Below are 23,313 nucleotides of genomic sequence, written 5' to 3'. Positions count from 1 at the left end.
AAAAAAGAACCCTAAATTGAATGTAACTCAACAATTACAGCGGTATTGGGTTTAAAATTTGGGTTAAAATTACGCACAGTACATACCCTAGACTATGACATTTATCAGGTATTTTAAACCTTGGATTTTACAATTAATAAGAAGGAATTGTATTTGGAAATCTGAAAATTTGCAAGAAGAAGATACGTAACAATTTTTGCAATAATTGTTACGTAAAACTATAGACAGTTAGTGGGGGTTTGGATCCAAACCCCCACTAACTGTCTATTAAAATTTAAAAGAGAATGATTATTCTGCGTGAAGCCAAGCTTTTTTCTCAAGTAAAGTCTCCTCAGTCTCAACATGATCTTCATCTGGAACACAACAGTCAACAGGACAAACCGATGCACATTGAGGTTCGTCATGGAAACCTTTACATTCGGTACACTTGTCAGTAACAATAAAATAGAATTCATCAGAAACTGGTTCATTTTCCTCATCGGCATCAACTTCCCTTCCATCAGGAGTTGTAACCGTACCGGATAAAGCAGTTTCATCAGAATAAGACCATTCTTGATCGGGTTCGTAGATTGCGTTGTTGGGACACTCAGATACACAAGCATCGCAGTTTATACATTCATCTGTGATTATGATAGCCATTTTGCTTATTTTTATATAGCGAACGAAATTAGAGCAAAGATCATTGTCTTTTAATGATATATGTCATGTTTCTTTCCTAAAGGTGAATTTATATTTAACACCTAAATATACCAAAAGTTTATGGTATTTAATCACAAAAAAAATTACCTATTATGATTCCATTAATAGCAGAAAATCAAAATCAGGAAGTCTTAGAAGCGGTAATCATTCGATTCGTTGGAGATTCAGGGGACGGAATGCAATTGACGGGAACCCAGTTCTCAGATACTTCAGCAATGTTCGGTAACGATGTTGCCACTTTCCCCAATTATCCTGCCGAGATAAGGGCCCCTCAAGGAAGTTTATACGGTGTATCAGGATTTCAAGTACATATAGGAAGTGTGGAAATCAGTACACCAGGGGATAATGTTGATCTTTTAGTCGCTATGAACCCGGCTGGATTAAAAACCAACTTACATGCACTCAAGCCTGGGCATACAGTAATTGTTGACACTGATTCTTTTACAAAGAAGAATTTAGAAAAAGCCCTTTATGAGTCAAACCCATTAGAAGATGGTAGCCTAGAGAATTACAGGGTTATTGAAGTAGCTATGACCTCTTTAACAAAAGAATCCTTAAAAGAAGTTGAGGGATTGGATAATAAGAGTATTACTCGAAGTAAAAATATGTTTGCTTTGGGAATGGTTTATTGGATGTATGATCGCTCAACAGAATACACAATTGATTTCTTCAATAAGAAATTCAAGAATAAACCTCAAATCATTGAGGCAAATACTAAGGTATTAAAGGCTGGTCATAATTTTGCGAATACACTCGAATTGATTCCTAATTCATATACAATTGCGCCAGCAAAAATGGAAGCTGGTACATATAGAATAATAATGGGAAACACTGCAACAGCCTGGGGATTTTTGGCAGCTGCTGAAAAGTCAGGTTTGGAGCTGTTCTTAGGTTCATACCCTATTACACCGGCAACCGATATTTTGCATGAATTGGTGAAGCACAAGCATTTTGGCGTAAAAGCTTTTCAGGCAGAAGATGAAATTGCGGGAATCACCTCATCAATTGGCGCTGCATTCGCTGGTGATTTGGCCATTACAACAACATCGGGTCCCGGGTTAGCCTTAAAAGGTGAAGCATTGGGGTTAGCAATGATGATAGAATTACCATTGGTTGTTGTTAATGTACAACGTGGAGGACCTTCGACAGGGCTCCCTACAAAAACGGAACAATCTGATTTATTACAGGCGATGTATGGTAGAAATGGTGAAAGCCCGGTAATCGTTATAGCAGCAAGTACACCGGCCAATTGTTTTGATTTTTCATATATGGCGTCAAAACTTGCCTTAGAGCATATGACACCAGTTGTCTTGTTGACCGATGGTTACATTGCAAACGGTTCTGCTCCTTGGAAAATTCAATCTGTAGAAAGCATGCCAGAAATAAATAATACTATTGTAAAGGAGGTCGACGAGAATTGGCATCCATATGACCGAGACGAAGATACCTTGGCAAGAGGCTGGGCAATACCAGGTTCTGAAGGTTTAGAACATAGAGTCGGAGGTCTTGAAAAGGACAAGACTTCAGGCAACGTTTCTTATGTGCCTGAAAATCATGAGTATATGATTAAAATAAGAGCCGAAAAAGTGGAAAGGGTTAAAAATTATATACCTGATGTTGAAATAGAGTTTGCCCAAGAAGGTGAATTATTGATTATTGGTTGGGGAGGTACTTACGGCAGTTTACATTCTGCTGTGAAACAAATGAATGATGAGGGATATGACAATATAGGTTTTGCACATTTTAACTACATAAACCCACTTCCTAAGAATACGGAGGAAGTATTGAAGAAATTCAAGAAGGTTATAGTATGTGAATTAAACCGTGGTCAATTTGTACAGATATTGAAAATCAATTTCGACGGATTTGATTTCTTACAATTCAACAAAGTTCAAGGGTTACCATTTGCGAATAACGAATTGATTCAAAAATTTAAATCTTTAGTAAAATAATTATGGAAGCAGCAGTAAAAGAATATACATATAAAGATTTTGCCAGTGACCAGGAAGTTAGATGGTGCCCAGGCTGTGATGACTACGTTATTTTACGTGCAATGCAAAAAGCACTTCCCGAAATGGGGGTCAAAAAAGAAGATGTGGTCTTTATTTCAGGAATAGGGTGTTCTTCCAGATTCCCATATTATATGGATACTTACGGTATGCATAGTATTCATGGTAGAGCCCCGGCAATTGCTTCTGGAGTAAAATTGGCCAATCCAGATTTAAGTGTTTGGGTGATTACAGGTGATGGGGATTCAATGGCCATAGGTGGTAATCATTTTATTCACGTATTGCGAAGAAATCTTGACCTGAATGTTGTTTTGTTCAACAATGAAATTTACGGCCTGACCAAGGGACAGTTTTCACCAACCTCATTAGTTGGTCAAAAAACAAAATCATCTCCTTATGGAAACACCCAACCACCATTTTCTGCGGGTGAATTGGCATTAGGGGCACAAGCTAGATTCTTTGCGAGAATTTCGGGGAATACCCCAAAAGAAATGACCCAAATATTCATAGATTCTGAAAAATTCAAAGGAACTTCTTTGATAGAAGTTTTACAAAACTGTCCTATTTTCAACGATGGTTGTTATACAAAATTCACCGATAAGGCAGTACGGGAAGATCGGCAGCTTTTTGTTGAACACGGAAAACCGATGATTTTCGGAAAACAACGTGACAAAGGTTTGGTTCTAAATGGGCTCAAGCTTGAAGTCGTTACCATTGGAGAAGACGGAATAAAAGAAGAAGATTTATTGGTTCATAATGCCAAGGAAGAAGACCCAACATTACATCAAATGTTGGTTCGCTCCGAATACCCAATGGTTACTGGTATTATTAGAAGTTTTGATGATGTTACTCTTGAAGAAAGAGAAGATGCACTTACCGAACAGGTAAAAGCAAATTCAAATTTTTCCAAAACCGACGATTTATTCTTTTCGGGTGATATTTATAATGTATTTTAAATTATAGAAATACTATATGGGATCAGAAGCAATTATTGTATTTCTCATTGCTGGAATTGTATTGGTAGCTGGAGCAAATTTTTTATCAAATTTAATCTCGCACAAATCCGATAATCCTTCAAAAAGAGAACCTTATGAAAGTGGTATGAAGACCATTGGGCCTACTTGGGTGCAATTTAAGGTTGGCTATTATTTATTTGCCATTTTGTTTTTGATTTTTGATGTAGAAGTTGCGTTCTTGATACCTTGGGCAGTAGTGTTCAAGGATTTTGGGGCAATCGCATTTATTGAAGTCCTCATCTTTCTAGTGATTTTGGGATTGGGATTACTTTATGCATGGAAGAAAGGAGCTTTAAAATGGGAATAGACAAACCAGAAATACCTGAAGATTTTCCAGGAAAGGTTATTCCGGCGGGCAATGGTGCAAATGTCATCGTCACCTCGTTGGATAAAATTATAAATTGGGGACGCTCCAATTCACTTTGGTCATTATATTTTGGAACTAGCTGTTGCGCCATCGAAATGATGCAGACTGGAGCGGCAAGACATGATTATTCCCGATTTGGATTTGAAGTGGCCAGACCCTCCCCACGACAAGCTGATTTAATTATTATCGCAGGGACCATTGTGAATAAAATGGCACCTGTTTTAAGGCGTTTGTACGACCAAATGGCAGAGCCTAGATACGTAATTGCGATGGGCGCTTGTGCCATTTCTGGAGGACCATTTTTCTATAACACCTATTCGGTGGTAAAAGGAGCTGATCATGTAATTCCGGTAGATGTTTATGTGCCTGGATGCCCTCCGCGACCAGAAGCACTTTTGGAAGGCATGTTAATGTTGCAGGACAAGATACGCACCGAGAGCATGAAAAATAAAAAGAATCCTATTGAAGGGTTTGATGAAGGACTATGATGATTTAGACGAAGAAATTATGACCAACCAAGAATTACAAGAACTAATAAGTAGCTGGTATCCAAATCCAGATGTTGAAAAGGAATCCAATCAAGTGGAAGCTTCTGACGCAGATGAGAATTCAGAAGAAAAAACAACACCTGTAAAAGTAGTTAATCCCAGTCTTTTAGAATTCAGTGTAGAAGGTTCCCAATTCTTGAACATTACAGTTCAACCCGAACAGTTTTATTACTTGATGACTCAATTGAAGATTGATCAAAATACCCATTTTGATTATCTGTTTTGCTTATCAGGCGTAGACTGGGGAACTGATTTGGGGGTCGTATATCATTTGGAGTCGACCACTCACAGGCATAGCATAGTGATAAAAGTAAAAACATCTGATAGGGAGAACCCTACTCTAGATTCTGTTTGTGATATATGGATGACTGCTGAGTTTCACGAACGCGAGGTATATGACTTTTTTGGCATAAAATTCAATAATCATCCTAATTTGAAAAGACTATTCTTGACCGATGAATGGGACGGATTCCCATTGAGAAAGGATTATGAAGACGAAATAAATATGGTTATCAAATAACTGACCATGGAAACAACTACTGTAGCGAACAACTTTAAATCTGAGGAATATTTCATCAATATGGGACCTCAGCACCCTGCCACACATGGTGTTCTACGTCTTTTATTGACCATTGATGGTGAGATAATCAAAAAAGTTGAGCCAGATTTAGGGTATATACATAGATCCATCGAAAAAATGTGCGAACGGGATAGCTATCAACAAATAGTTCATCTTACGGATCGAATGGATTATCTATCCTCAAACATAAATAATGAAGCGGTCTGCTTAGCTGTGGAAAACGCCCTCGAACTTGAAGTCCCAGATCGTGTTAAAGTTATACGTACCATTATAGGGGAATTGACACGAATTTCTTCCCATTGTTTATGGTGGGGAGTTATGGGAATGGATGTTGGTGCACTGACCACATATTTTTATGGCTTTAGGGACCGAGAAATGATTAACGATATTTTTGAGGAAACCTGTGGAGCACGTTTGACAATGAATTATAACGTTCCAGGTGGATTAATGTTCGATATTCATCCTAATTTTATTAAAAGGGTCAAGGATTTTATTGCTCATTTTAAGACCAAACTTCCTGAATACGATAGATTGTTGACCGGGAATGTCATTTTTCATAAAAGAACCAAGGGAGTGGGGATATTGACCAAAGAAGATGCCATCTCATTTGGTGCATCTGGTCCTGTTGGAAGAGCTTCTGGATATTCTTGCGATGTTAGAAAGCATCACCCGTATAGTGCTTTGGATAAGGTAACGTTCAACGAAGCGCTTAATACAGAGGGCGACACTTTTGCCCGTTATCAAGTGCGTATTCAGGAAATGTGGGAATCTATGTCCATCATCGAACAATTAATAGATAACATACCTGAAGGGGAATTTCGTGTAGACACCAAAGCGGTCATAAAATTACCTAAAGGAGAGTTTTACCAAAGAGTTGAAACAGCCAGAGGAGAACTAGGGGTATATATAATAAGTACAGGGACTAAAAATCCATATCGATTGAAATTCCGCTCACCCGGATTCTCAAATCTGTCCTTGCTGAACCATATAGCTGTTGGCGGTAAGATTGGTGATTTGGTGGCAACCATGGCGACACTGGACCTTGTAATTCCTGATATTGACAGATAATACAATGATAAGAGCATTTAGCATAACAAGAGGTATTCATGATTGGCTTTACAGCGTAATGTCCGAAAATGTCGCCTACGTGGTTGAAATGGTATTGATTGCACTGGTTTATCTAGCAGTTTTTGCTGTTGCAGGTTTGTTTTTGGTATTGATAGAGCGTAGGGTTGCCGCTTGGTTTCAATTGAGAATAGGACCAAATAGAGTTGGTTTTCAAGGGTTGTTACAAACTATGGCCGACGCTCTTAAATTAGTATCCAAGGAGCTTACAGGGACTGTAAAGGCAGATAAGTTTTTGTACAATCTGGCGCCTTATTTTGTGATTATCACGGCTTTAATGGCATTGGCTGTAATCCCTTTTACCCAAGACTTTCAAGCATTTGACATTAATATAGGAATCTTATTCCTCATCGCAATTTCCTCAATAGGTGTTATTGGAATTCTGCTGGGAGGATGGAGCAGTAATAACAAATTTGCTTTGATCGGGGCTATGCGTAGTGGTGTTCAGACCATAAGTTATGAATTGTCAATAGGATTATCACTGCTCACAATGGTTTTAATTACTGGCTCTCTTCAGCTTTCCGAAATTGTTGAGGTTCAGAAAAGTGGATGGTTGATTGTTCAGGGGCACATTCCTGCTATAATTGCCTTTATGATATATATGATTGCAGGTACCGCAGAAACTAACAGGGCTCCTTTTGATATGGCCGAAGCAGAATCTGAATTAGGTGCCGGTTTTCACACTGAATACTCGGGTATGAAATTCGCTTATTTCTTTTTGGCAGAATTCATTAACATGTTCATTATTGCGGCCATAGCGACCACAGTATTTTTTGGAGCATGGTTATCTCCATTTGGAATCACGGAATCTATTCCAATTCTAGGGGTGTTCTGGTTTTTGGCCAAGACTATGTTTTTGGTTTTCTTGATGATGTGGTTTAGGTGGACATTCCCTAGACTGCGTGTAGATCAGTTATTGACTTTGGAATGGAAATACTTACTTCCATTGAATCTGATGAATTTAGTAATAATGGCCTTAATTGTTTGGCAAAACCTAATAATACGATTTTAATGCTATGAGCTATTTTTCAGACATTTTTAAAGGCATTAAAACACTCCTGACCGGTATGAGTGTTACTGGAAAGTACTTTCTACATTCCAGGAAAGGGGCCATAACCCAACAATATCCAGATAATCGGGAAACGTTGAAAATGTTCGACCGGTTTCGTGGTGAAGTAATTATGCCGCATGATGAAGAGAACAGGCACCGATGTACGGGTTGCCAAAAATGTGAGATTGCTTGCCCAAATGGTACCATTGAAATTATCTGGGACAGAGGAATTGATGAAGAAACCGGCAAAAAGAAAAAGAAAATAGATCAGTTTGTATACCATTTAAGTATGTGTACCATGTGTGGGCTCTGTATTGACGTTTGTCCAACGGATGCCATAAAATGGGGGCAAAATTTTGAAAATTCGGTCTATGACAGAACGGCTCTTACACGAGTATTGAATAAACCAGGCTCTAAATTATTACCAGGAGTAGAAGATTAAGAAAATGGAAAGAATAATTTTTTACGTTTTAGCAATTATAATGATTGTCTTCGCAATTGCTTCGGTCACCAGCCGGAAAATGTTACGGTCGGTCATTTATTTGTTGTTTGTACTCTGCGGAATCGCTGGGATTTATTTCTTGATTGACTATAATTTTTTGGCAGCGATTCAACTTACGGTATACGCGGGTGGTATTATTGTACTGATCATATTCTCTGTTTTGCTTGTTCATCACATTGAGATGGAATTGGAAATTGCAAAAACTTCAAAACAGATTCTTACTGCAGTAGCTTGTTTATTAGGTCTGGGAGTGTTCTTGACCACTATTTACGGTCACGAATTCAATGTAGTCGAAAACGCCTTGACCACAACAACTGCAGACATAGGAGCCAAATTATTAAGTTATGGGGAAGGCGGATTTATTTTGCCGTTCGAAGTAATCAGTGTTTTACTTTTAGCAGCCATGATTGGGGCAATCATTATTGCAAAAGGGAAAAAATTAACTGATAAAAATAACGAAACGGTATGATTCCAGGAATTAGCATTTATGAGATCCTAACAGTAACCTCGATTCTGTTTTTTATTGGTATATATGGTTTTATAACACGAAAAAACTTGATTTCAATCTTGATTTCGGTGGAGCTGATTTTGAATGCCTCTATTGTGAACTTTGTAATCATCAATAAATATTTATATCCAGATATGCTTCAGGGAGCACTATTTTCATTATTCATCATTGCAGTTGCAGCTGCAGAAACGGCTTTGGCTGTCTCAATCATAATAGGGCTATATAGACAGATTAGTTCAGTTGAAGTAAAAGATATTGAAACCATGAAACACTAAATTCTGAAGAAATGAACTTTAGTACTATTATATTGATTCCCTTGATTCCTTTTGCAGTATTCCTGCTTTTGGGAATATTCAATAAAAAAATCAAACCTAGTATTTCAGGATATATTGGTGTTGCAGGACTTTTGATATCTACATTATTGTCAATCAATACAGCCTACCAGTACTTCTTTGTTAATGGTAAAACCGATGGCGCTTATCAAACTTTTGTGGAAAAAACGGTTTGGATGAATTTCACCGACACCCTGGCCATTGATATGGGAATACAAATAGACCCAATATCTGTGATGATGCTTATTGTGGTTTCCATAGTTTCTTTAATGGTTCATATATATAGCAGAGGTTATATGAAAGGTGATGATGGGTATACCAAATTTTTTGCCTTTCTGGGTCTGTTCTCTTTTTCAATGTACGGATTGGTATTGGCAACCAACCTCTTTCAAATCTATATTTTCTGGGAATTGGTGGGGGTTTCCTCCTACTTATTGATTGGGTACTATTATACAAAACCATCTGCGGTTTCTGCAGCCAAAAAAGCTTTCATTGTAACTCGTTTTGCAGATTTAGGATTCCTAGTAGGTATATTGATAATGGGTTATTACACCGGAACCTATGATTTTGAAACCTTGAACAATCCGGAAGGAAATGCCATTCTTAATTGGGCATCAACTTCATTTATGGGATTGTCAGTTCTAACATGGGCCTTGATACTCATATTCATAGGAGGTGCGGGTAAATCTGCAATGTTCCCATTACACATTTGGTTGCCTGATGCGATGGAGGGTCCTACTCCCGTTTCAGCATTAATCCACGCCGCGACCATGGTAGTTGCAGGTGTATTTTTAGTAGCCAGATTATTCCCTATGTTCTATTTTGTTGAAGATGGGTTTGCCCTAAATATTGTCGCTTATGTCGGTGCCTTTTCATCCCTGTTCGCTGCCATAATTGCCATCACCCAGACTGATATTAAACGTGTACTAGCATTTTCAACCATGTCACAGTTAGGTTATATGATGTTGGCATTGGGCGTTTCAGGTTATGAAGGTCATGAAGGGCTTGGGTATATGGCCTCAATGTTCCATTTATTTACCCACGCCATGTTCAAGGCGTTATTATTCCTATGTGCAGGTTCAGTAATTCATGCTGTGCACAGTAATTATCTAAAAGACATGGGTGGTTTACGAAAATACATGCCTATTACCAACATTACATTTTTGATAGCAGCTTTGGCTATAGCTGGTGTTCCTCCTTTTTCAGGATTCTTTAGTAAAGACGAAATATTGGTCGCAGCTTTTGAACATAATAAATTGATTTACACTGTCGGAATCTTGGTAGCTGGTCTTACCGCCTTTTATATGTTCAGGATTTACTTTGGCATTTTCTGGGGAAAAGACACAAAATATGAGCATAAACCACATGAATCGCCAATATCTATGACATTTCCCTTAATGTTTCTCGCATTATTGAGTATAGTTGGAGGGTTTATCCCTTTCAGTGAATTTGTTTCCGCAGATAAAGTAGGTTTTGAGGCTCACTTGAATTATCCTTTGGCAGCTATCGCAGTGGGAGTTGGACTGATTGGTATTGTACTAGCCTGGGTATTCTATAAAAAGGAAAACAATCTGGCAGATAAGATGGCGAATTTCTTTGGGCCCTTGTATCAATGGACCAGTGATAAGTTCTATTTCGATGAGATTTATCTTTTTGTGACCAAAAAAATATTGTTCAACCGAGTTTCAGCTCCGATTGCCAAATTTGATAAGAAATATGTTGATGGTACAATGGTGGGGATTGGAAACAAAACGGTACTGACCTCAGAGAAAATAAAAGGACTGCAATCTGGAAAGGTGCAAGACTATGCATACGCATTTATTGCAGGAATAGTGGTCATAGCCTTAGTATTTATTTATTTCTGGACGAATTAAAAATTTGAAATGGATATTCTAACACTCTTTATAACTGTACCAATATTGACCATCATCGCCTTGGTCTTTACCAAAGGTTTGAAACAAGCACGTATTGTTTCGATGATTGGGAGTCTTGTACAGTTAGGTATGGCCATCAATTTAGTATTTGTCTATTTCAAAGAAAAGGCCGTGAATAATGACATCATGGTATTCACCAAAGATGTGGTCTGGTTCAAGGATTTTAACATTCATTACAATATAGGTGTAGATGGTATTTCAGTGGCCCTCTTATTATTGACTGCGATTGTTGTTTTGGCTGGGGTATTCATTTCTTGGAAAATGAATGATCTTCCGAAAGAGTTTTTTGTTTCTTTAATAGTCCTTTCAATAGGTGTTTACGGTTTCTTTATTTCCCTTGATCTGTTCACCATGTTCGTGTTTTTTGAAATTGCTGTGATTCCCATGTATTTATTGATTGGCATTTGGGGAACTGGTCCCAAAGAATATTCGGCGATGAAATTAACCTTGATGTTGATGGGTGCTTCAGCCGTTCTTCTGGTTGCCATTTTAGGGATTTATTTCAACTCTAATGCTGATGGTGGGGCTTTAACTTTTAATATCTTGGAAATCGCCAAAGTCAATATCCCTCTTGAAGCTCAAAAATTATTCTTTCCCTTGGCATTCATAGGGTTTGCGGTTATTGGGGCTTTGTTCCCTTTCCATACTTGGTCTCCCGATGGTCATGCTTCAGCACCAACTGCTGTTTCTATGCTTCATGCTGGGGTATTGATGAAATTAGGGGGTTATGGGGTATTCCGTGTAGCGATGTATTTATTACCTGAAGGTGCACATCACTGGTCTTGGTTCTTTATTATATTGGCGACAATTGGTGTAATCTACGGGGCATTCTCGGCCATCAAACAAACAGATTTAAAATACATTAATGCTTATTCCTCAGTGAGTCATTTGGGAATGGTATTGTTTGCCTTATTGATGTTGAACAAAACCGCTTGGAACGGTGCTATTTTACAGTCACTCTCACACGGCTTCATGACTGCTCTTTTCTTTGCTTTAATTGGGATGATCTATGGCAGGACACATACTAGGGATGTTACCAAACTCGGTGGATTGCTCAAAGTAATCCCATTTATTTCGGTCATTTATGTTATAGCCGGTCTTGCATCCTTGGGGCTTCCAGGATTCAGTGGGTTCGTTGCAGAAATGAACATTTTTGTGGGAGCGTTTCAACATGACGATATGTTCACAAGGATTGCAACAATAATTACAGTCTCAGCAATAGTGGTAACTGCTGTCTATATTTTACGCGTTGTAGGCATCATGCTCATGGGTCCTGTTACAAATGAGAAGTACTTGACTTTGGAAAGGGTCACATGGTATGAGAAATTAGGAATAATGTTATTGTTGATTCCTATAGTGGGGATGGGTGTTGCACCACTTTGGTTAAGTGATATGATTTTGGATAGTTTACAACCTTTTATACAAGGAGTATTATAAATTAAGAAGAATGGATTTTAGCAACTTTTTATCGATGCGTCACGAAATAGTTCTTTTGGCAATAACATTGTTGCTGGTAGTTGCTGAAATATTTATACCTCAAAAAAAGAAACATAGTATTGTTCATTTGGCCATTCTTTTGTTTGGGGTCCACACGTTAATTGGATTTTTACCTACAGGCGAAACAACACTTTTTGGTGGAATGTTCAGAACCAATGGTTTAATTCACTTTTTCAAGAATGTTCTCAATGTCGGTGTCTTGATTCTCTTGCTCCAATCTGCTGATTGGCTTCAGGAAAAAATAGTTGTCCAAAACAAAGGAACCGAATTTTTCATCTTACTTTTTTCTTCCTTATTGGGAATGTACTTTATGATATCCTCGGGAGATTTCTTAATGTTCTATTTGGGACTGGAATTATCAACACTTCCTGTGGCAGCTTTGTCCGCCTATGAAACAGCGAACAGAAAATCAAGTGAGGCCGGCATCAAATTAATTCTTTCATCTGCCTTAGCCTCTGGAGTTTCTTTATTTGGAATTTCCATGCTTTATGCAACTTCGGGGTCAATCTATTTTGATGAGATCATTCAAGTGATTTCGTCCACTGATTTGACCATTCTTGGGATGATACTGTTTTTTGCGGGATTGGGTTTTAAAATCTCTTTGGTCCCATTCCATTTCTGGACGGCTGATGTTTATGAAGGTGCCCCTATTAGTGTAGCGTCTTATTTGTCAGTAATTTCTAAAGGAGCAGCTGTCTTCATCCTAATGATATTATTGTTTACTGTTTTAAAACCGTTGATGCATGTTTGGGAAAACATAATTTATGTGGTGGCGGTACTAACCATGTTCATTGGTAATTTATTCGCATTAAGACAACAAAACATGAAGCGCTTTTTGGCTTTCTCATCGATTGCTCAGGCTGGTTTCATTTTACTGGGCTTAATCGCAGGAAACCAATTAGGAACGACAACGATAGTATATTTTGTGTTGATTTACGTATTCTCGAATTTAGCAGCTTTTGGTGTAGTTCAAGCAATTTCTTTGGAGACAGGAAAAGAAAATATTGATGATTATGAAGGGTTGTACCGTACTAATCCCAATCTAAGTTTGATAATGATGTTGGCTTTGTTCTCATTGGCCGGAATACCTCCGGTTGCTGGTTTCTTTGGAAAGTTCTTTCTATTTACTGCTGCGGCCAGCGAAGGATATTATTTATTAGTATTTCTAGCTGTTGTCAATGTAACCATATCACTTTATTATTACCTCATCGTTGTAAGGGCTATGTTCTTAAGAAAAAGTGATAATCCCATACCATTCTTTAAAAACAAGATTTACATGCGTCTTGGTCTCTTGATTACAGTGATTGGGATACTGGTGCTAGGTCTTTACAGCCCATTGTATGATTATATATATGAATTAAGCGGAATTTTTAATTAGACGTTATGGCACTCGCAGGAAAACATCTTTTTGGAAGCATTGGTGAAACCAGGGTAACTTTTGTTGAAAAGAAAATAGAGGAAAATAGAAAAGACTTTCTTAAAAAACTTTTGGAACATAATGGTTTTGAAGTTGTTATCCAAGAAGAAAAAAGAGCTTCCGAAGATGTGCCTCAACTATATACAGTAGGGGTTACCGATATGGTTTTCAATCCTACAATATGGATTTTCCAACGTAAATTAAAAACCTTTGACGGTCATAAGGTGACCCAAGACTATTGGAATCAAAAAACCGAAGACACCTCCCCTCAATATTGGAACAACGGAGGAAAAACCAGTTGAACATCCTTGATTAGGGCTTAATTATTTTACTTTAGTGCTTTATTGATCAAAATTGGACATTTCGTCCTACTTTATCTATTATGAGTTTTATTAAAATGAGGAGTTTTTCAAAGCTATTTTCTTTTTCCCTCCTATTTAGTGTTCTACTCTCTTGTGGAGATGACAAAAAAGCTGAATATGAAAAAGTTCCTCAGAAAAACCCAAATGCAATTTTTGCGTCTACAGCTCAAATTGCCGATGCAAATTTCTTAGGGGATGATGCATGCAAACAATGCCATCAAGCTGAATTTAAGGATTGGGAGGGTTCACACCATGACAAAGCTATGCAATTGGCTAAAAGGGAAACCATTTTGGCAGACTTTGATGGTGAAAAATTCAACAGTCAAGGTATTACGTCAAAGTTTTATTCCAAAGGTGATGACTTCTTCGTGAATACTGAAGGGCCCGATGGCAATTACCATGACTATAAAATCATATATACATTTGGTATAACCCCCTTACAACAATATATTGTTGAATTCCCTGATGGAAGGTTTCAATGTTTAAGAACAGCTTGGGACACTGAAAAAAACAAATGGTTTGATTTATATCCTGATTTTAAGGTCGTGCATTCAGAATGGTTGCACTGGTCAAGAGGAGGTTTAAACTGGAACACCATGTGTTCTGATTGCCATTCAACCAATGTTCGAAAGAACTATAAAGAGGAAACAAACGGGTATAATACCGAATTCGCTTTAATTAATGTGAGTTGTGAAGCCTGCCATGGTCCTGGAAAAGAACATGCTGATAAGGCTACAAAATTAGGTGAAAATTACAAGGCATCTGGGTCCATGCAAATGATACCTGGAACACAGCCAAAGAAATTAGTGGATCAATGTGCAAGGTGCCATATGCGTAGGGAGCAGATTTCAGAATTATTCAATTTTGAAGGAACCATGCTAGATCATTATTTTCCGCAATTGATAACAGAAAGACTCTACCATTTAGACGGACAGATATTAGACGAGGATTATGTCTACGGCTCTTTTGTACAGAGTAAAATGTACTTGAATGACGTTACTTGTACTGATTGTCACAATGCACATTCCTTAGAGCTCAAATTTGAAGGAAATCAACTCTGTGCACAATGTCATGTTCCCGAGCAATATGATACTCCAAAGCATCATTTTCACGAAGTTGTCTCTGAAGGTGGTCAATGTATTAATTGCCATATGACCGGGCGATTTTATATGGGGAATGATTTTAGAAGAGACCATAGTTTTAGGATTCCAAGACCAGATTTAAGCTTAAAATATGGCACGCCAAATGCATGTACCCAATGCCATGACGACAAAGACGATGAGTGGGCCTGGCAAACTTTCCAAGAACAATATGGTGTTCCTGATTATCAACATTTTTCAGAACTTTTGGCTTCAGGTTTAAGTGGTGACCCCCATGGAAAAGAATCGCTCCTTACTTTAATGAATGATACGCTGCAACCAGAAATCGCAAGAGCTTCAGCAGTTCGAGGGCTACAATATTATATGAATGAAAATGATGTTGCCAACTTAATTACATTCTTGAATGATTCGTCCCCCGTAGTTAGAGCGTCAACTTTGGATGTTTTGGGTGAAATTAACAGTACTGATTATACTACATACTTATTCCCTCTATTAAAAGATCCAAAGAGATCTGTACGGGTCAAAGCATTTTATGCTTTAGGAGGATTGACAGAAAACCAAGTTCCTGCTGACTATAAAGAAGTATATCAAAAAGTCAAAACTGAGTTTCTAACATACTTGGAGGCCACCGCTGAATTTGCAGGCGGAAAAGCCAAGGAAGCCAATTATCATTTAAAGAAGGGAGATGTGGCAAATGCGATTGATAATTATGAAAAGGCTTTGAAAATAGACAACCTCAACAACATGGTGAGAACAAGTTTGGCCAATCTTTATTATAGAAATGGAAAACTGAACGAAGCAGAGACTGCTTTTAAACTCATTATAAAGCAAGAACCGGAATATGGGCCAACTTATTACTCCTTAGCTTTATTACTCGCAGAAACCGGCAGAAACAATGAGGCCATTATACAACTGGAAAAGGCCATGACCCACATGCCAGAAAATCTAAGAGTATATTATAATCTCGGTTTATTGTACGATAGCGTCAATGAAACTAAGAAAGCCAAAGAAGCTATTATCAAAGGTCTTAAGGTGTACCCCTCTAATGAAGAACTGTTATATACGCTCGCTTTTTTCCATTCTAAATACGGAGAAATTGACAGGGCAAGAGAGATAGGTTTACAGCTTGTTCAATTGTTTCCGAACAACACTAATTATTCTAATTTTCTTCGACAATTGCCGGCATTAGATTAAGTATGTTCATGCGATTGACACAAAAAACAGTAAAGTTCTAAAGCGGAAAAACGTTCCCTTTGTATCACTTCAGCGAAATTAACAGGCCTTTAAGTCCGTCTGGCAGGGTAATTGCTATCTTTACGACGAAATTTATGTTCCCTGATGATTATAAAACAAATCTCGATAGTTGTGTTTATTCTAATGCTTTCCTTCTATGGGAATGCACAGACCGACTTACCTAGTGACAATCCTCTTGAAATTGGAACATTGACCACTCCGGATGAAAATAACAATACTTCTCAGGGAAATGCATTGAATATTCCCTCTGTAATAGATGAGAAGCCAAATATAAATTTAAAGGATTCCCTAACAAGGATGCCCGTTCAAATGCTGCCTAATAGAGAGCTATTGCAAGCAGGACATGATTTAAAATTAGACACTAAAGTTGGCAGGTCTGAAAGAAAAGGTGGTAAAAAGGAGAAATTCGGGAATCAATATTTAGGTGACATCAAGAGTAATGGCAAGTTTGTGGGTATAGTTTGCCGAGATCACGAATATGTAGATGGTGATCGTGTAAAAATATCAACCAATGGTCATGTAATAGACCATAACATGCTGCTCACCTCTAGTTTTAAAGGTGTTAACGTAGATTTACATAAAGGATTTAACCGCTTGGATTTTGAGGCACTAAATGAAGGTTCAGCAAGCCCAAATACAGCACAAGTTGATGTTTACGATGAAACCGGTCAGCTCATTTACTCCAACAAATGGCTACTTTCCGAAGGTTCAAAAGCTACTTTGATTATCACTAAAGAATAGTTGGTTATTTTTCTCCAGGCTTATAGGTTCTAACAGCTCTTTTCAAAACATCTTCCTTATAAAAAGGCACATCTTTAAACTGCATATCGGCATAAGGTTGTGCCTGATCATTAAAATGTAGTGAATTGGGATCTCCACTTTGCCCTCCAGCCAACATACTTTTAGCTTTTACCTTCTCTCCAAATTCAACTACCGCCACAAAACTGTTTCCACGAGTACCATAAATCTTTTTGGTGTTGTTGGTATAACGTGCACCATATGCCGCCAGAGCCCCCCAACGCCCGGAGGCAAACCCGACAGGAATACTTGGCTTACTATCGTCAAAGGCTTGTCTAATATCACCATTCAACCTTTGATAACGATTTACTTCTCCCCAAGTAGTATTCCAGCTACCAACATCCTCATTCAGTTGGTCAACAACGGTTTCGAAAATTCTTAGTTTTTCACTATTCGGCGATTCGCTACCCCAAAATGTGACTCTTTCCATGGGTGTTAATCCTTTTTCATATTCTCCTTCGGCATAATATTTCGTTCCATAAAAATGGGCTAAAGTCATCGCCGCTGATTCCTTTGAAGTTTTGAAATCCCACTCCCTAAGTACATCAATCGCCTCTCTAAGTTTTGGGTTTTTATCATCATGAGTATCATAGGCTTTTATAAGCCCCGGAATCAATTTTTCAAAAGCAGGGAGATAAGGGTCATGGGCCAATTCAATCAAATTATCCAAAGTATATCCCTTCCTGTCTTTTAATAGGTCAATCGCATGAATTCCCCTAAAGTTTTCCCTGTCAATTGACATATAATTGGGGTAATTCTCCTTTTTGGGACTGAATTCAAGTGCTGCAGTATAAGGTGTGGAATTGCAATTCTGTAACCACCCGTTTTCAGGATTTAATAAGAGAATATTCTCATCAACCGTATGCAGTCCTTGCCAATCTGTTTTAGGGTTACTACCATCAACAGATTCGGAATAATCGAATTGAGTGTCTCGCTTGGGAACAAAATTTCCATGGAAATAAGCTATGTTGCCTTCAGCATCGGCATATACCGTATTATTGGAAGAGTTTGTTCTAATATCCATCATCTCCCGAAATCCTTTATACCCGTTTTTCTTTGTTCTCACAAAAGATTGTTCCAATGCCTTTACAGGTTCCCACATCATTGCAGACGCCGTCCAATTCCCATTTACCATATGCGTAATTGGGCCGTGATGTGTATGGTAAGCAGGATAGATTTTTTCTTTGAGTACATCACTATCTTTATATTTTAAAGTGATTTCAGAAGTTTCAATAGGTCGAAGTTCCTCACCATATTGATAAAGAAGCTTTTCATCCATTTTGACAATGGTTTCTCTGAATTCATCCATTACATCAGTATAAGTAGAGGTATGCATCCACCCAGTTTTTTCATTGAAGCCTTGATAGACAAAAAACTGTCCCCATGTTACTGCACCGTATGCATTGAGCCCTTCTTCACTTACCACATGTACCTCGCCCCTGAAATAAAAAGACGTATGTGGATTAATAAGAAGCATCGCATTGCCTGATTCCGTTAGTTCACCAGAAATGGCAATACCGTTAGAGCCCTGAGGTTCGGTCATTTCCTTTTCCTGTTTCAATTTCAACTCTTCCATTTCCGGAATTTGCATGTCGCTTTCATAAAAGGATTTGATTTTTCTGGTCGAGATGCGTTCAATATCACCCCCTATTGAACCTTCGCTGAAATACATGGGCATCCATGGTTCAAATCGGGTCAATAACTTGGGCTTAACCTCGGGATGTGTATGCAAATAGTAGTTTATACCATCCGCAAAAGCATCACATAATTCTTTTAACCATTTTGGACTTTCTTCATAATTGGTTTTTGCTTCTTCTTCGGTCATAAATAGTTTTGCCCGTAAATCACTGTACAGTGCTTCTTTACCTTCTACTTCGGCCAATCTACCCGTTGCCCATATATAATTCTGCTCAACACGATTAAAATCGTCTTCACATTGCGCGTATAAAAGTCCAAAAACAGCATCAGCATCGGTCTTTCCATAAATATGCGGCACTCCAAAATCATCTCTTATTATGGTTATGTTTTCAGCTTGTGCTTGCCATTTATCAAGTTCGGAAAGCTCATTATTAGTGGAGCATGATAATACCCCTACTAATAGAAAAAGCATTAAATATTTCATAATACAACTTGTTTTTTATTGGGTGACAATAATTGCCAATGCTGTGAAATTAACAGACTTAAAAAAGAAATACTAATTTTTCCTCAAATTTCATTTCAAGTACAAGGGATTTAAAAAAACAAGATTATTTTACTGTACCTTGCATCTTCCTAAAATTGAATTTCTCAGCATATGTCAAATAAGAAAGTAAGCATACTAACTGCATTTAAAACCATCATCTGGCCGAGAAGAAATTTGGTTTTTGTTGGACTGTTATTAATTGTTATAAGTAGAGCTGCAAGTTTTGTAGCGCCCATATCACTTAAATATCTAATGGACGACATTGTACCTTATAAGGACATTGATTTTCTCAAAATCTTAGTGAGCTTGGTTGTTATTTCATTTCTGGTACAAGCCATTACTTCGTTCTTACTAACCAAAGTATTGAGTGTACAAGCGCAATACATGATCTCGGAATTAAGGGCTCAAGTACAAAAAAAAGTATTGACCCTGCCAATTAGGTTCTTTGACAACACCAAATCTGGGGCATTGGTCTCAAGAATAATGTCCGATGTTGAGGGGGTGAGAAACTTAATAGGCACCGGATTGGTACAATTAGTCGGCGGAACAATAACGGCTGTTGTTTCATTGATCTTATTGCTTAAAATAAGCATGGGTATGACCCTAATGGCCCTAATCCCATTAGTCATATTTGCCGTTATTGCTTTAAAAGCCTTTAAAATAATTCGTCCAGTATTTAGAGAACGTGGAAAAATAAATGCTGAAGTGAAAGGAAGATTAACTGAAACGCTTGGTGGTATTCGAGTAATTAAAGGTTTTAATGCCGAAGAACAAGAAGCAAGAGTTTTCGAAACCGGTGTTGATCGTCTCTTTCAGAATGTGAAGAAAAGTTTAACAGCCACTGCTGTAATGACGAGCTCTTCGACGTTTCTTTTAGGACTTGCGACCACTGGCATTTTGATGGGTTATGGTGGATTAGAAATGATGAATGGTCAATTATCTACAGGGGATTATTTTGAATTCACTTTTTTACTGGCACTAATGGTGGCACCAATTGTTCAAATGAGCAATATAGGCAGCCAGTTAACTGAGGCATTTGCTGGCCTTGATCGCACAGAGGAGCTTATGAACATGACAGCAGAAGCCGATGAGAAAGATCGCAATATAAATTTGGAAACCATTAAAGGTGATATGACCTTTAAGAATGTTTCCTTTGCATATGAAGAAGAGAAAGAAGTTCTTCATGATATTAATTTTGATGTAGAATCTGGCTCTGTTGTCGCCCTTGTTGGTAGCTCAGGATCAGGTAAAAGCACAATTGCTGGTTTAGCGGCAAGTTTTTTGAATCCGCAGTCGGGAACAATTACCGTTGACGGAAAGGATTTAGCGAAGGTAAACCTTAATAGTTTTAGGCAACATTTGGGAGTGGTATTGCAAGATGACTTCTTGTTTGAAGGCACAATACGCGAAAACATTCTTTTTCCGAGACCAAATGCGACTGAAGAAGAATTGCAAGCAGCCGTTAAAGCTGCTTATGTTGATGAATTTACAGATCGTTTTGACGATGGTCTAGATACACTTATTGGAGAGCGAGGAGTAAAATTATCTGGAGGTCAGCGACAACGAATTGCTATCGGTAGAGCTGTTTTGGCAAATCCAAGAGTATTGATTTTAGATGAAGCAACCTCAAATCTTGATACCGAAAGTGAGGCATTGATTCAAAAGAGTTTAGCAAAACTTACTGAAGGTAGAACCACTTTTGTAATCGCACATAGATTAAGTACTATACGCAAAGCAAATCAGATTTTGGTAATTGAAAACGGCAAAATTGCCGAACAAGGAACACATGACGAATTAATTGCGAAAGAAGGCAGATATTATAACCTGTTTACTTATCAAGCAAGGATTTAATAAGGTATCTTATTCTATATTTATTACTTCCTCGATTTGTGGGGCGTATTTCTTGATAGTCATTTCAACACCACTTTTAAGTGTCATTTGGTTTACACTACAACCAACACAAGCTCCTTGAAGTTTTACCTTTACAGAAGAATCATTGTCAATTGAAACTAGTTCAATATCACCGCCATCACTTTGTAAAAAAGGACGTATTTCCTCTAGGGCTTTTTCAACATTGATCTTTAACTCAGTTGATGTCATATTTAATTTTTATTTACCGTAGAACAACCTGCCATCGTAGTAATCTTAATTGCTTCGGTTGGAGGTAATGTTTTATTTCTATTTACCATCTCCTGCACGGCGTTTCTCGTAATTTCCTCAAATGCAGCTTCTATAGGTGTAGAAGTTTGCATGGCCGCTGGTCTACCAACATCACCAGCCTCACGAATACTCTGTACCAATGGTACTTCACCCAAAAATGAAACACTTAAATCTTCAGCTAGGTTTTTCGCTCCCTCTTTCCCAAAGATATAATATTTGTTGTCAGGTAATTCCTCTGGAGTAAAATAGGCCATATTTTCTATAATCCCCAATACGGGAACATTTATCGATTCTTGCTGGAACATTGCAACGCCTTTACGCGCATCGGCCAAGGCAACTTCCTGTGGGGTACTAACCACCACTGCACCAGTAACTGGCATAGCTTGCATAATACTTAGGTGAATATCTCCGGTTCCAGGAGGTAAATCGATCAATAAGAAATCCAACTCGCCCCAATGGGCATCAAAAATCATTTGGTTCAATGCTTTCGCAGCCATGGGACCTCTCCAGATCACAGCCTGACTAGGTTCTGTAAAAAAGCCAATGGATAATAATTTAACCCCGTAATTCTCAACGGGCTTCATTTTTGATTTTCCGTCGATAGTGACCGCCAGTGGTTTTTCATGGGTAACATCAAACATAATTGGCATTGAAGGCCCATAAATATCGGCATCCAACAAACCAACTTTAAAACCCATTTTAGCCATTGTAACTGCTAGATTAGCTGTAACTGTAGATTTACCAACACCACCCTTCCCGGAAGCTACGGCAATAATATTCTGAATACCAGGTAAAGGTTTCCCCTTAATTTCATTTATGGGAGGATTAGCAGGAGCATCAACCTTTACATTGATTTTTATCTTCGCTTTCGCATAGACCTCACTATGGATGATTTTTAGAATTTCGACTTCGGTCTTTTTTCGTGCTTGAAGGCTCGGATTCTTGATGGTAATATCTACCTCAACCTCATCACCAAAAATCTGTATATTCTTTACTGCACCACTTTCCACCATATTCTGGCCTTCTCCAGGTACTGTAATATGTTCCAATGCCTTTAAAACATCTTTCTTATCAATTTTCATGCGCTATGTAAATTCATTCTAAACAACAAAGATACGCTTTAAGGGCAAGAAACTAAAGTTATTGAATTGAAAAGTGGAATGGTATTATAGACCAGTCTTATAAGTCTACTTACACGATTTTTCGACCATCTAAAAGATTGATAATACGGGAGCCATAAGCGGCATTTTGTTCTGAATGGGTCACTTGGATAATAGTAACTCCATCCTGGTTCAGTTTTTTGAACAACTCCATTATTTCTGTACTTTGGGTAGAGTTTAAGTTGCCCGTTGGCTCATCTGCCAAAATAAGTTTCGGGTTCGCCATAAGTGCCCTGGCCACACCGACCAATTGTTGTTGCCCACCACTTAATTGCGCAGGAAAAAGGTCCTTTTTCCCTACAATACTAAAGCGGTCCAGCATATCGGCAACCCTAGCTTTTCGTTCAGAAGATTTGACTTTTTTATAAAGTAAAGGCATTTCCAAATTTTCCTGTACTGTAAGGTCATCCAATAGGTGATACGATTGAAAAACAAATCCGATGTACTGTTTATACAGATTTGAGCGGTGTTTTTCTTTAAGTGTATGAACAGATTCATCCATAAAATTATACTCACCCTCATCAAAAGAATCTAACATACCAATAACATTGAGTAAAGTAGATTTTCCTGAACCAGAAGGCCCCATTATTGATATGAACTCGCCTTCCTCCACTTCTAGATTTATATCTTTCAATAAGAAGATGCGCTGTCCGCCAGATTGTACCCACTTAAAAATATTGTTTAGTTGTAGTAACATGGTCTTTAATTTACT

Annotated in this window: 22 protein-coding genes; 17 read left to right on the top strand and 5 right to left on the bottom strand. The window is 38.0% G+C overall.

The window, feature by feature from the left end:
• Nucleotides 1-288: 288 nt before the first annotated feature.
• Nucleotides 289-639, bottom strand: coding sequence for a 4Fe-4S binding protein (locus tag FB2170_RS09105; protein WP_013306253.1), 351 nt, complete (start codon nt 637-639; stop codon nt 289-291).
• Between the two features lie 152 nt (nt 640-791).
• Here FB2170_RS09105 and FB2170_RS09100 point away from each other — a divergent pair, with 152 nt between their 5' ends.
• From FB2170_RS09100 to FB2170_RS09025, 16 genes are all read left to right on the top strand, one after another.
• Entirely contained in the window at nt 792-2,651 is a 1,860-nt protein-coding gene (locus tag FB2170_RS09100) for a 2-oxoacid:acceptor oxidoreductase subunit alpha (protein ID WP_013306252.1), read from the top strand.
• Nucleotides 2,652-2,653: 2 nt separating this feature from the next.
• Nucleotides 2,654-3,664 carry a 2-oxoacid:ferredoxin oxidoreductase subunit beta gene (locus tag FB2170_RS09095; protein ID WP_013306251.1) on the top strand — a complete coding sequence of 337 codons (1,011 nt, stop codon included), beginning with the start codon at nt 2,654-2,656 and terminating at the stop codon, nt 3,662-3,664.
• Between the two features lie 16 nt (nt 3,665-3,680).
• On the top strand, nt 3,681-4,031 hold the full coding sequence (locus tag FB2170_RS09090; RefSeq protein ID WP_013306250.1) for an NADH-quinone oxidoreductase subunit A: 351 nt from the start codon (nt 3,681-3,683) through the stop codon (nt 4,029-4,031).
• Nucleotides 4,022-4,579 carry an NADH-quinone oxidoreductase subunit B gene (locus FB2170_RS09085; RefSeq protein ID WP_013306249.1) on the top strand — a complete coding sequence of 186 codons (558 nt, stop codon included), beginning with the start codon at nt 4,022-4,024 and terminating at the stop codon, nt 4,577-4,579. Before FB2170_RS09090 ends, FB2170_RS09085 begins: the two co-directional genes overlap by 10 nt.
• Nucleotides 4,554-5,159 (top strand): NADH-quinone oxidoreductase subunit C, encoded by a 606-nt coding sequence (locus tag FB2170_RS17470; protein WP_237701127.1) that lies wholly within the window; start codon nt 4,554-4,556, stop codon nt 5,157-5,159. The genes FB2170_RS09085 and FB2170_RS17470 overlap by 26 nt, the downstream gene beginning before the upstream one ends.
• 6 nt (nt 5,160-5,165) lie before the next feature.
• Nucleotides 5,166-6,287, top strand: a complete 1,122-nt coding sequence (locus FB2170_RS09075) for an NADH-quinone oxidoreductase subunit D (RefSeq protein ID WP_013306248.1) — start codon at nt 5,166-5,168, stop codon at nt 6,285-6,287.
• Between the two features lie 4 nt (nt 6,288-6,291).
• Nucleotides 6,292-7,356: an NADH-quinone oxidoreductase subunit NuoH gene (gene nuoH, locus FB2170_RS09070; protein ID WP_013306247.1), complete on the top strand. Its 1,065-nt coding sequence runs from the start codon at nt 6,292-6,294 to the stop codon at nt 7,354-7,356.
• A 4-nt stretch (nt 7,357-7,360) separates the two neighbouring features.
• A complete protein-coding gene (locus FB2170_RS09065) occupies nt 7,361-7,837 on the top strand; it encodes a 4Fe-4S binding protein (RefSeq protein WP_013306246.1) in 477 nt (158 codons plus the stop codon).
• Between the two features lie 4 nt (nt 7,838-7,841).
• Entirely contained in the window at nt 7,842-8,366 is a 525-nt protein-coding gene (locus FB2170_RS09060; protein ID WP_013306245.1) for an NADH-quinone oxidoreductase subunit J, read from the top strand.
• A complete protein-coding gene (gene nuoK / locus FB2170_RS09055; protein ID WP_013306244.1) occupies nt 8,363-8,680 on the top strand; it encodes an NADH-quinone oxidoreductase subunit NuoK in 318 nt (105 codons plus the stop codon). Before FB2170_RS09060 ends, nuoK begins: the two co-directional genes overlap by 4 nt.
• 11 nt (nt 8,681-8,691) lie before the next feature.
• Complete coding sequence (nuoL, locus tag FB2170_RS09050; protein ID WP_013306243.1) at nt 8,692-10,611, top strand: NADH-quinone oxidoreductase subunit L; 1,920 nt, start codon at nt 8,692-8,694, stop codon at nt 10,609-10,611.
• Between the two features lie 9 nt (nt 10,612-10,620).
• On the top strand, nt 10,621-12,108 hold the full coding sequence (locus FB2170_RS09045; protein WP_013306242.1) for a NuoM family protein: 1,488 nt from the start codon (nt 10,621-10,623) through the stop codon (nt 12,106-12,108).
• A gap of 10 nt (nt 12,109-12,118) precedes the next feature.
• Nucleotides 12,119-13,546 carry an NADH-quinone oxidoreductase subunit N gene (locus FB2170_RS09040; RefSeq protein WP_013306241.1) on the top strand — a complete coding sequence of 476 codons (1,428 nt, stop codon included), beginning with the start codon at nt 12,119-12,121 and terminating at the stop codon, nt 13,544-13,546.
• A 5-nt stretch (nt 13,547-13,551) separates the two neighbouring features.
• Complete coding sequence (locus tag FB2170_RS09035) at nt 13,552-13,887, top strand: hypothetical protein (protein ID WP_013306240.1); 336 nt, start codon at nt 13,552-13,554, stop codon at nt 13,885-13,887.
• An 80-nt stretch (nt 13,888-13,967) separates the two neighbouring features.
• Nucleotides 13,968-16,241: a tetratricopeptide repeat protein gene (locus FB2170_RS09030; protein ID WP_013306239.1), complete on the top strand. Its 2,274-nt coding sequence runs from the start codon at nt 13,968-13,970 to the stop codon at nt 16,239-16,241.
• A gap of 144 nt (nt 16,242-16,385) precedes the next feature.
• Nucleotides 16,386-17,042 (top strand): hypothetical protein, encoded by a 657-nt coding sequence (locus tag FB2170_RS09025; protein WP_237701126.1) that lies wholly within the window; start codon nt 16,386-16,388, stop codon nt 17,040-17,042.
• Nucleotides 17,043-17,046: 4 nt separating this feature from the next.
• Here FB2170_RS09025 and FB2170_RS09020 read toward each other — a convergent pair whose 3' ends face one another.
• Nucleotides 17,047-19,221 (bottom strand): acylase, encoded by a 2,175-nt coding sequence (locus FB2170_RS09020; RefSeq protein ID WP_013306237.1) that lies wholly within the window; start codon nt 19,219-19,221, stop codon nt 17,047-17,049.
• A 171-nt stretch (nt 19,222-19,392) separates the two neighbouring features.
• Here FB2170_RS09020 and FB2170_RS09015 point away from each other — a divergent pair, with 171 nt between their 5' ends.
• Nucleotides 19,393-21,132 carry an ABC transporter ATP-binding protein gene (locus FB2170_RS09015; RefSeq protein WP_013306236.1) on the top strand — a complete coding sequence of 580 codons (1,740 nt, stop codon included), beginning with the start codon at nt 19,393-19,395 and terminating at the stop codon, nt 21,130-21,132.
• A gap of 9 nt (nt 21,133-21,141) precedes the next feature.
• Here the strand turns inward: FB2170_RS09015 and FB2170_RS09010 are convergent, their stop codons facing one another.
• The 3 genes from FB2170_RS09010 to FB2170_RS09000 form a co-directional block, all read right to left on the bottom strand.
• On the bottom strand, nt 21,142-21,381 hold the full coding sequence (locus tag FB2170_RS09010; RefSeq protein WP_013306235.1) for a NifU family protein: 240 nt from the start codon (nt 21,379-21,381) through the stop codon (nt 21,142-21,144).
• 2 nt (nt 21,382-21,383) lie between these two features.
• Nucleotides 21,384-22,523 carry an Mrp/NBP35 family ATP-binding protein gene (locus FB2170_RS09005; protein WP_013306234.1) on the bottom strand — a complete coding sequence of 380 codons (1,140 nt, stop codon included), beginning with the start codon at nt 22,521-22,523 and terminating at the stop codon, nt 21,384-21,386.
• A gap of 109 nt (nt 22,524-22,632) precedes the next feature.
• Nucleotides 22,633-23,298 carry an ABC transporter ATP-binding protein gene (locus FB2170_RS09000; protein ID WP_013306233.1) on the bottom strand — a complete coding sequence of 222 codons (666 nt, stop codon included), beginning with the start codon at nt 23,296-23,298 and terminating at the stop codon, nt 22,633-22,635.
• Between the last annotated feature and the right edge of the window lie 15 nt (nt 23,299-23,313).

Origin of the sequence: Maribacter sp. HTCC2170, assembly GCF_000153165.2 — a bacterium.
Classification (GTDB): domain Bacteria; phylum Bacteroidota; class Bacteroidia; order Flavobacteriales; family Flavobacteriaceae; genus Maribacter_A.
Note: the sequence above shows the minus strand (reverse complement) of the source record. Positions and strands in the feature narration are given on the sequence as shown.

Excerpts from the sequence above, each read along its gene's own strand:
- FB2170_RS09105 (WP_013306253.1), bottom strand. The coding sequence starts at position 639 with ATGGCTATCATAATCACAGATGAATGTATAAACTGCGATGCTTGTGTA.
- FB2170_RS09100 (WP_013306252.1), top strand. The coding sequence starts at position 792 with ATGATTCCATTAATAGCAGAAAATCAAAATCAGGAAGTCTTAGAAGCG.
- FB2170_RS09095 (WP_013306251.1), top strand. The coding sequence starts at position 2,654 with ATGGAAGCAGCAGTAAAAGAATATACATATAAAGATTTTGCCAGTGAC.
- FB2170_RS09090 (WP_013306250.1), top strand. The coding sequence starts at position 3,681 with ATGGGATCAGAAGCAATTATTGTATTTCTCATTGCTGGAATTGTATTG.
- FB2170_RS09085 (WP_013306249.1), top strand. The coding sequence starts at position 4,022 with ATGGGAATAGACAAACCAGAAATACCTGAAGATTTTCCAGGAAAGGTT.
- FB2170_RS09075 (WP_013306248.1), top strand. The coding sequence starts at position 5,166 with ATGGAAACAACTACTGTAGCGAACAACTTTAAATCTGAGGAATATTTC.
- nuoH (WP_013306247.1), top strand. The coding sequence starts at position 6,292 with ATGATAAGAGCATTTAGCATAACAAGAGGTATTCATGATTGGCTTTAC.
- FB2170_RS09065 (WP_013306246.1), top strand. The coding sequence starts at position 7,361 with ATGAGCTATTTTTCAGACATTTTTAAAGGCATTAAAACACTCCTGACC.
- FB2170_RS09060 (WP_013306245.1), top strand. The coding sequence starts at position 7,842 with ATGGAAAGAATAATTTTTTACGTTTTAGCAATTATAATGATTGTCTTC.
- nuoK (WP_013306244.1), top strand. The coding sequence starts at position 8,363 with ATGATTCCAGGAATTAGCATTTATGAGATCCTAACAGTAACCTCGATT.
- nuoL (WP_013306243.1), top strand. The coding sequence starts at position 8,692 with ATGAACTTTAGTACTATTATATTGATTCCCTTGATTCCTTTTGCAGTA.
- FB2170_RS09045 (WP_013306242.1), top strand. The coding sequence starts at position 10,621 with ATGGATATTCTAACACTCTTTATAACTGTACCAATATTGACCATCATC.
- FB2170_RS09040 (WP_013306241.1), top strand. The coding sequence starts at position 12,119 with ATGGATTTTAGCAACTTTTTATCGATGCGTCACGAAATAGTTCTTTTG.
- FB2170_RS09035 (WP_013306240.1), top strand. The coding sequence starts at position 13,552 with ATGGCACTCGCAGGAAAACATCTTTTTGGAAGCATTGGTGAAACCAGG.
- FB2170_RS09030 (WP_013306239.1), top strand. The coding sequence starts at position 13,968 with ATGAGTTTTATTAAAATGAGGAGTTTTTCAAAGCTATTTTCTTTTTCC.
- FB2170_RS09025 (WP_237701126.1), top strand. The coding sequence starts at position 16,386 with ATGATTATAAAACAAATCTCGATAGTTGTGTTTATTCTAATGCTTTCC.
- FB2170_RS09020 (WP_013306237.1), bottom strand. The coding sequence starts at position 19,221 with ATGAAATATTTAATGCTTTTTCTATTAGTAGGGGTATTATCATGCTCC.
- FB2170_RS09015 (WP_013306236.1), top strand. The coding sequence starts at position 19,393 with ATGTCAAATAAGAAAGTAAGCATACTAACTGCATTTAAAACCATCATC.
- FB2170_RS09010 (WP_013306235.1), bottom strand. The coding sequence starts at position 21,381 with ATGACATCAACTGAGTTAAAGATCAATGTTGAAAAAGCCCTAGAGGAA.
- FB2170_RS09005 (WP_013306234.1), bottom strand. The coding sequence starts at position 22,523 with ATGAAAATTGATAAGAAAGATGTTTTAAAGGCATTGGAACATATTACA.
- FB2170_RS09000 (WP_013306233.1), bottom strand. The coding sequence starts at position 23,298 with ATGTTACTACAACTAAACAATATTTTTAAGTGGGTACAATCTGGCGGA.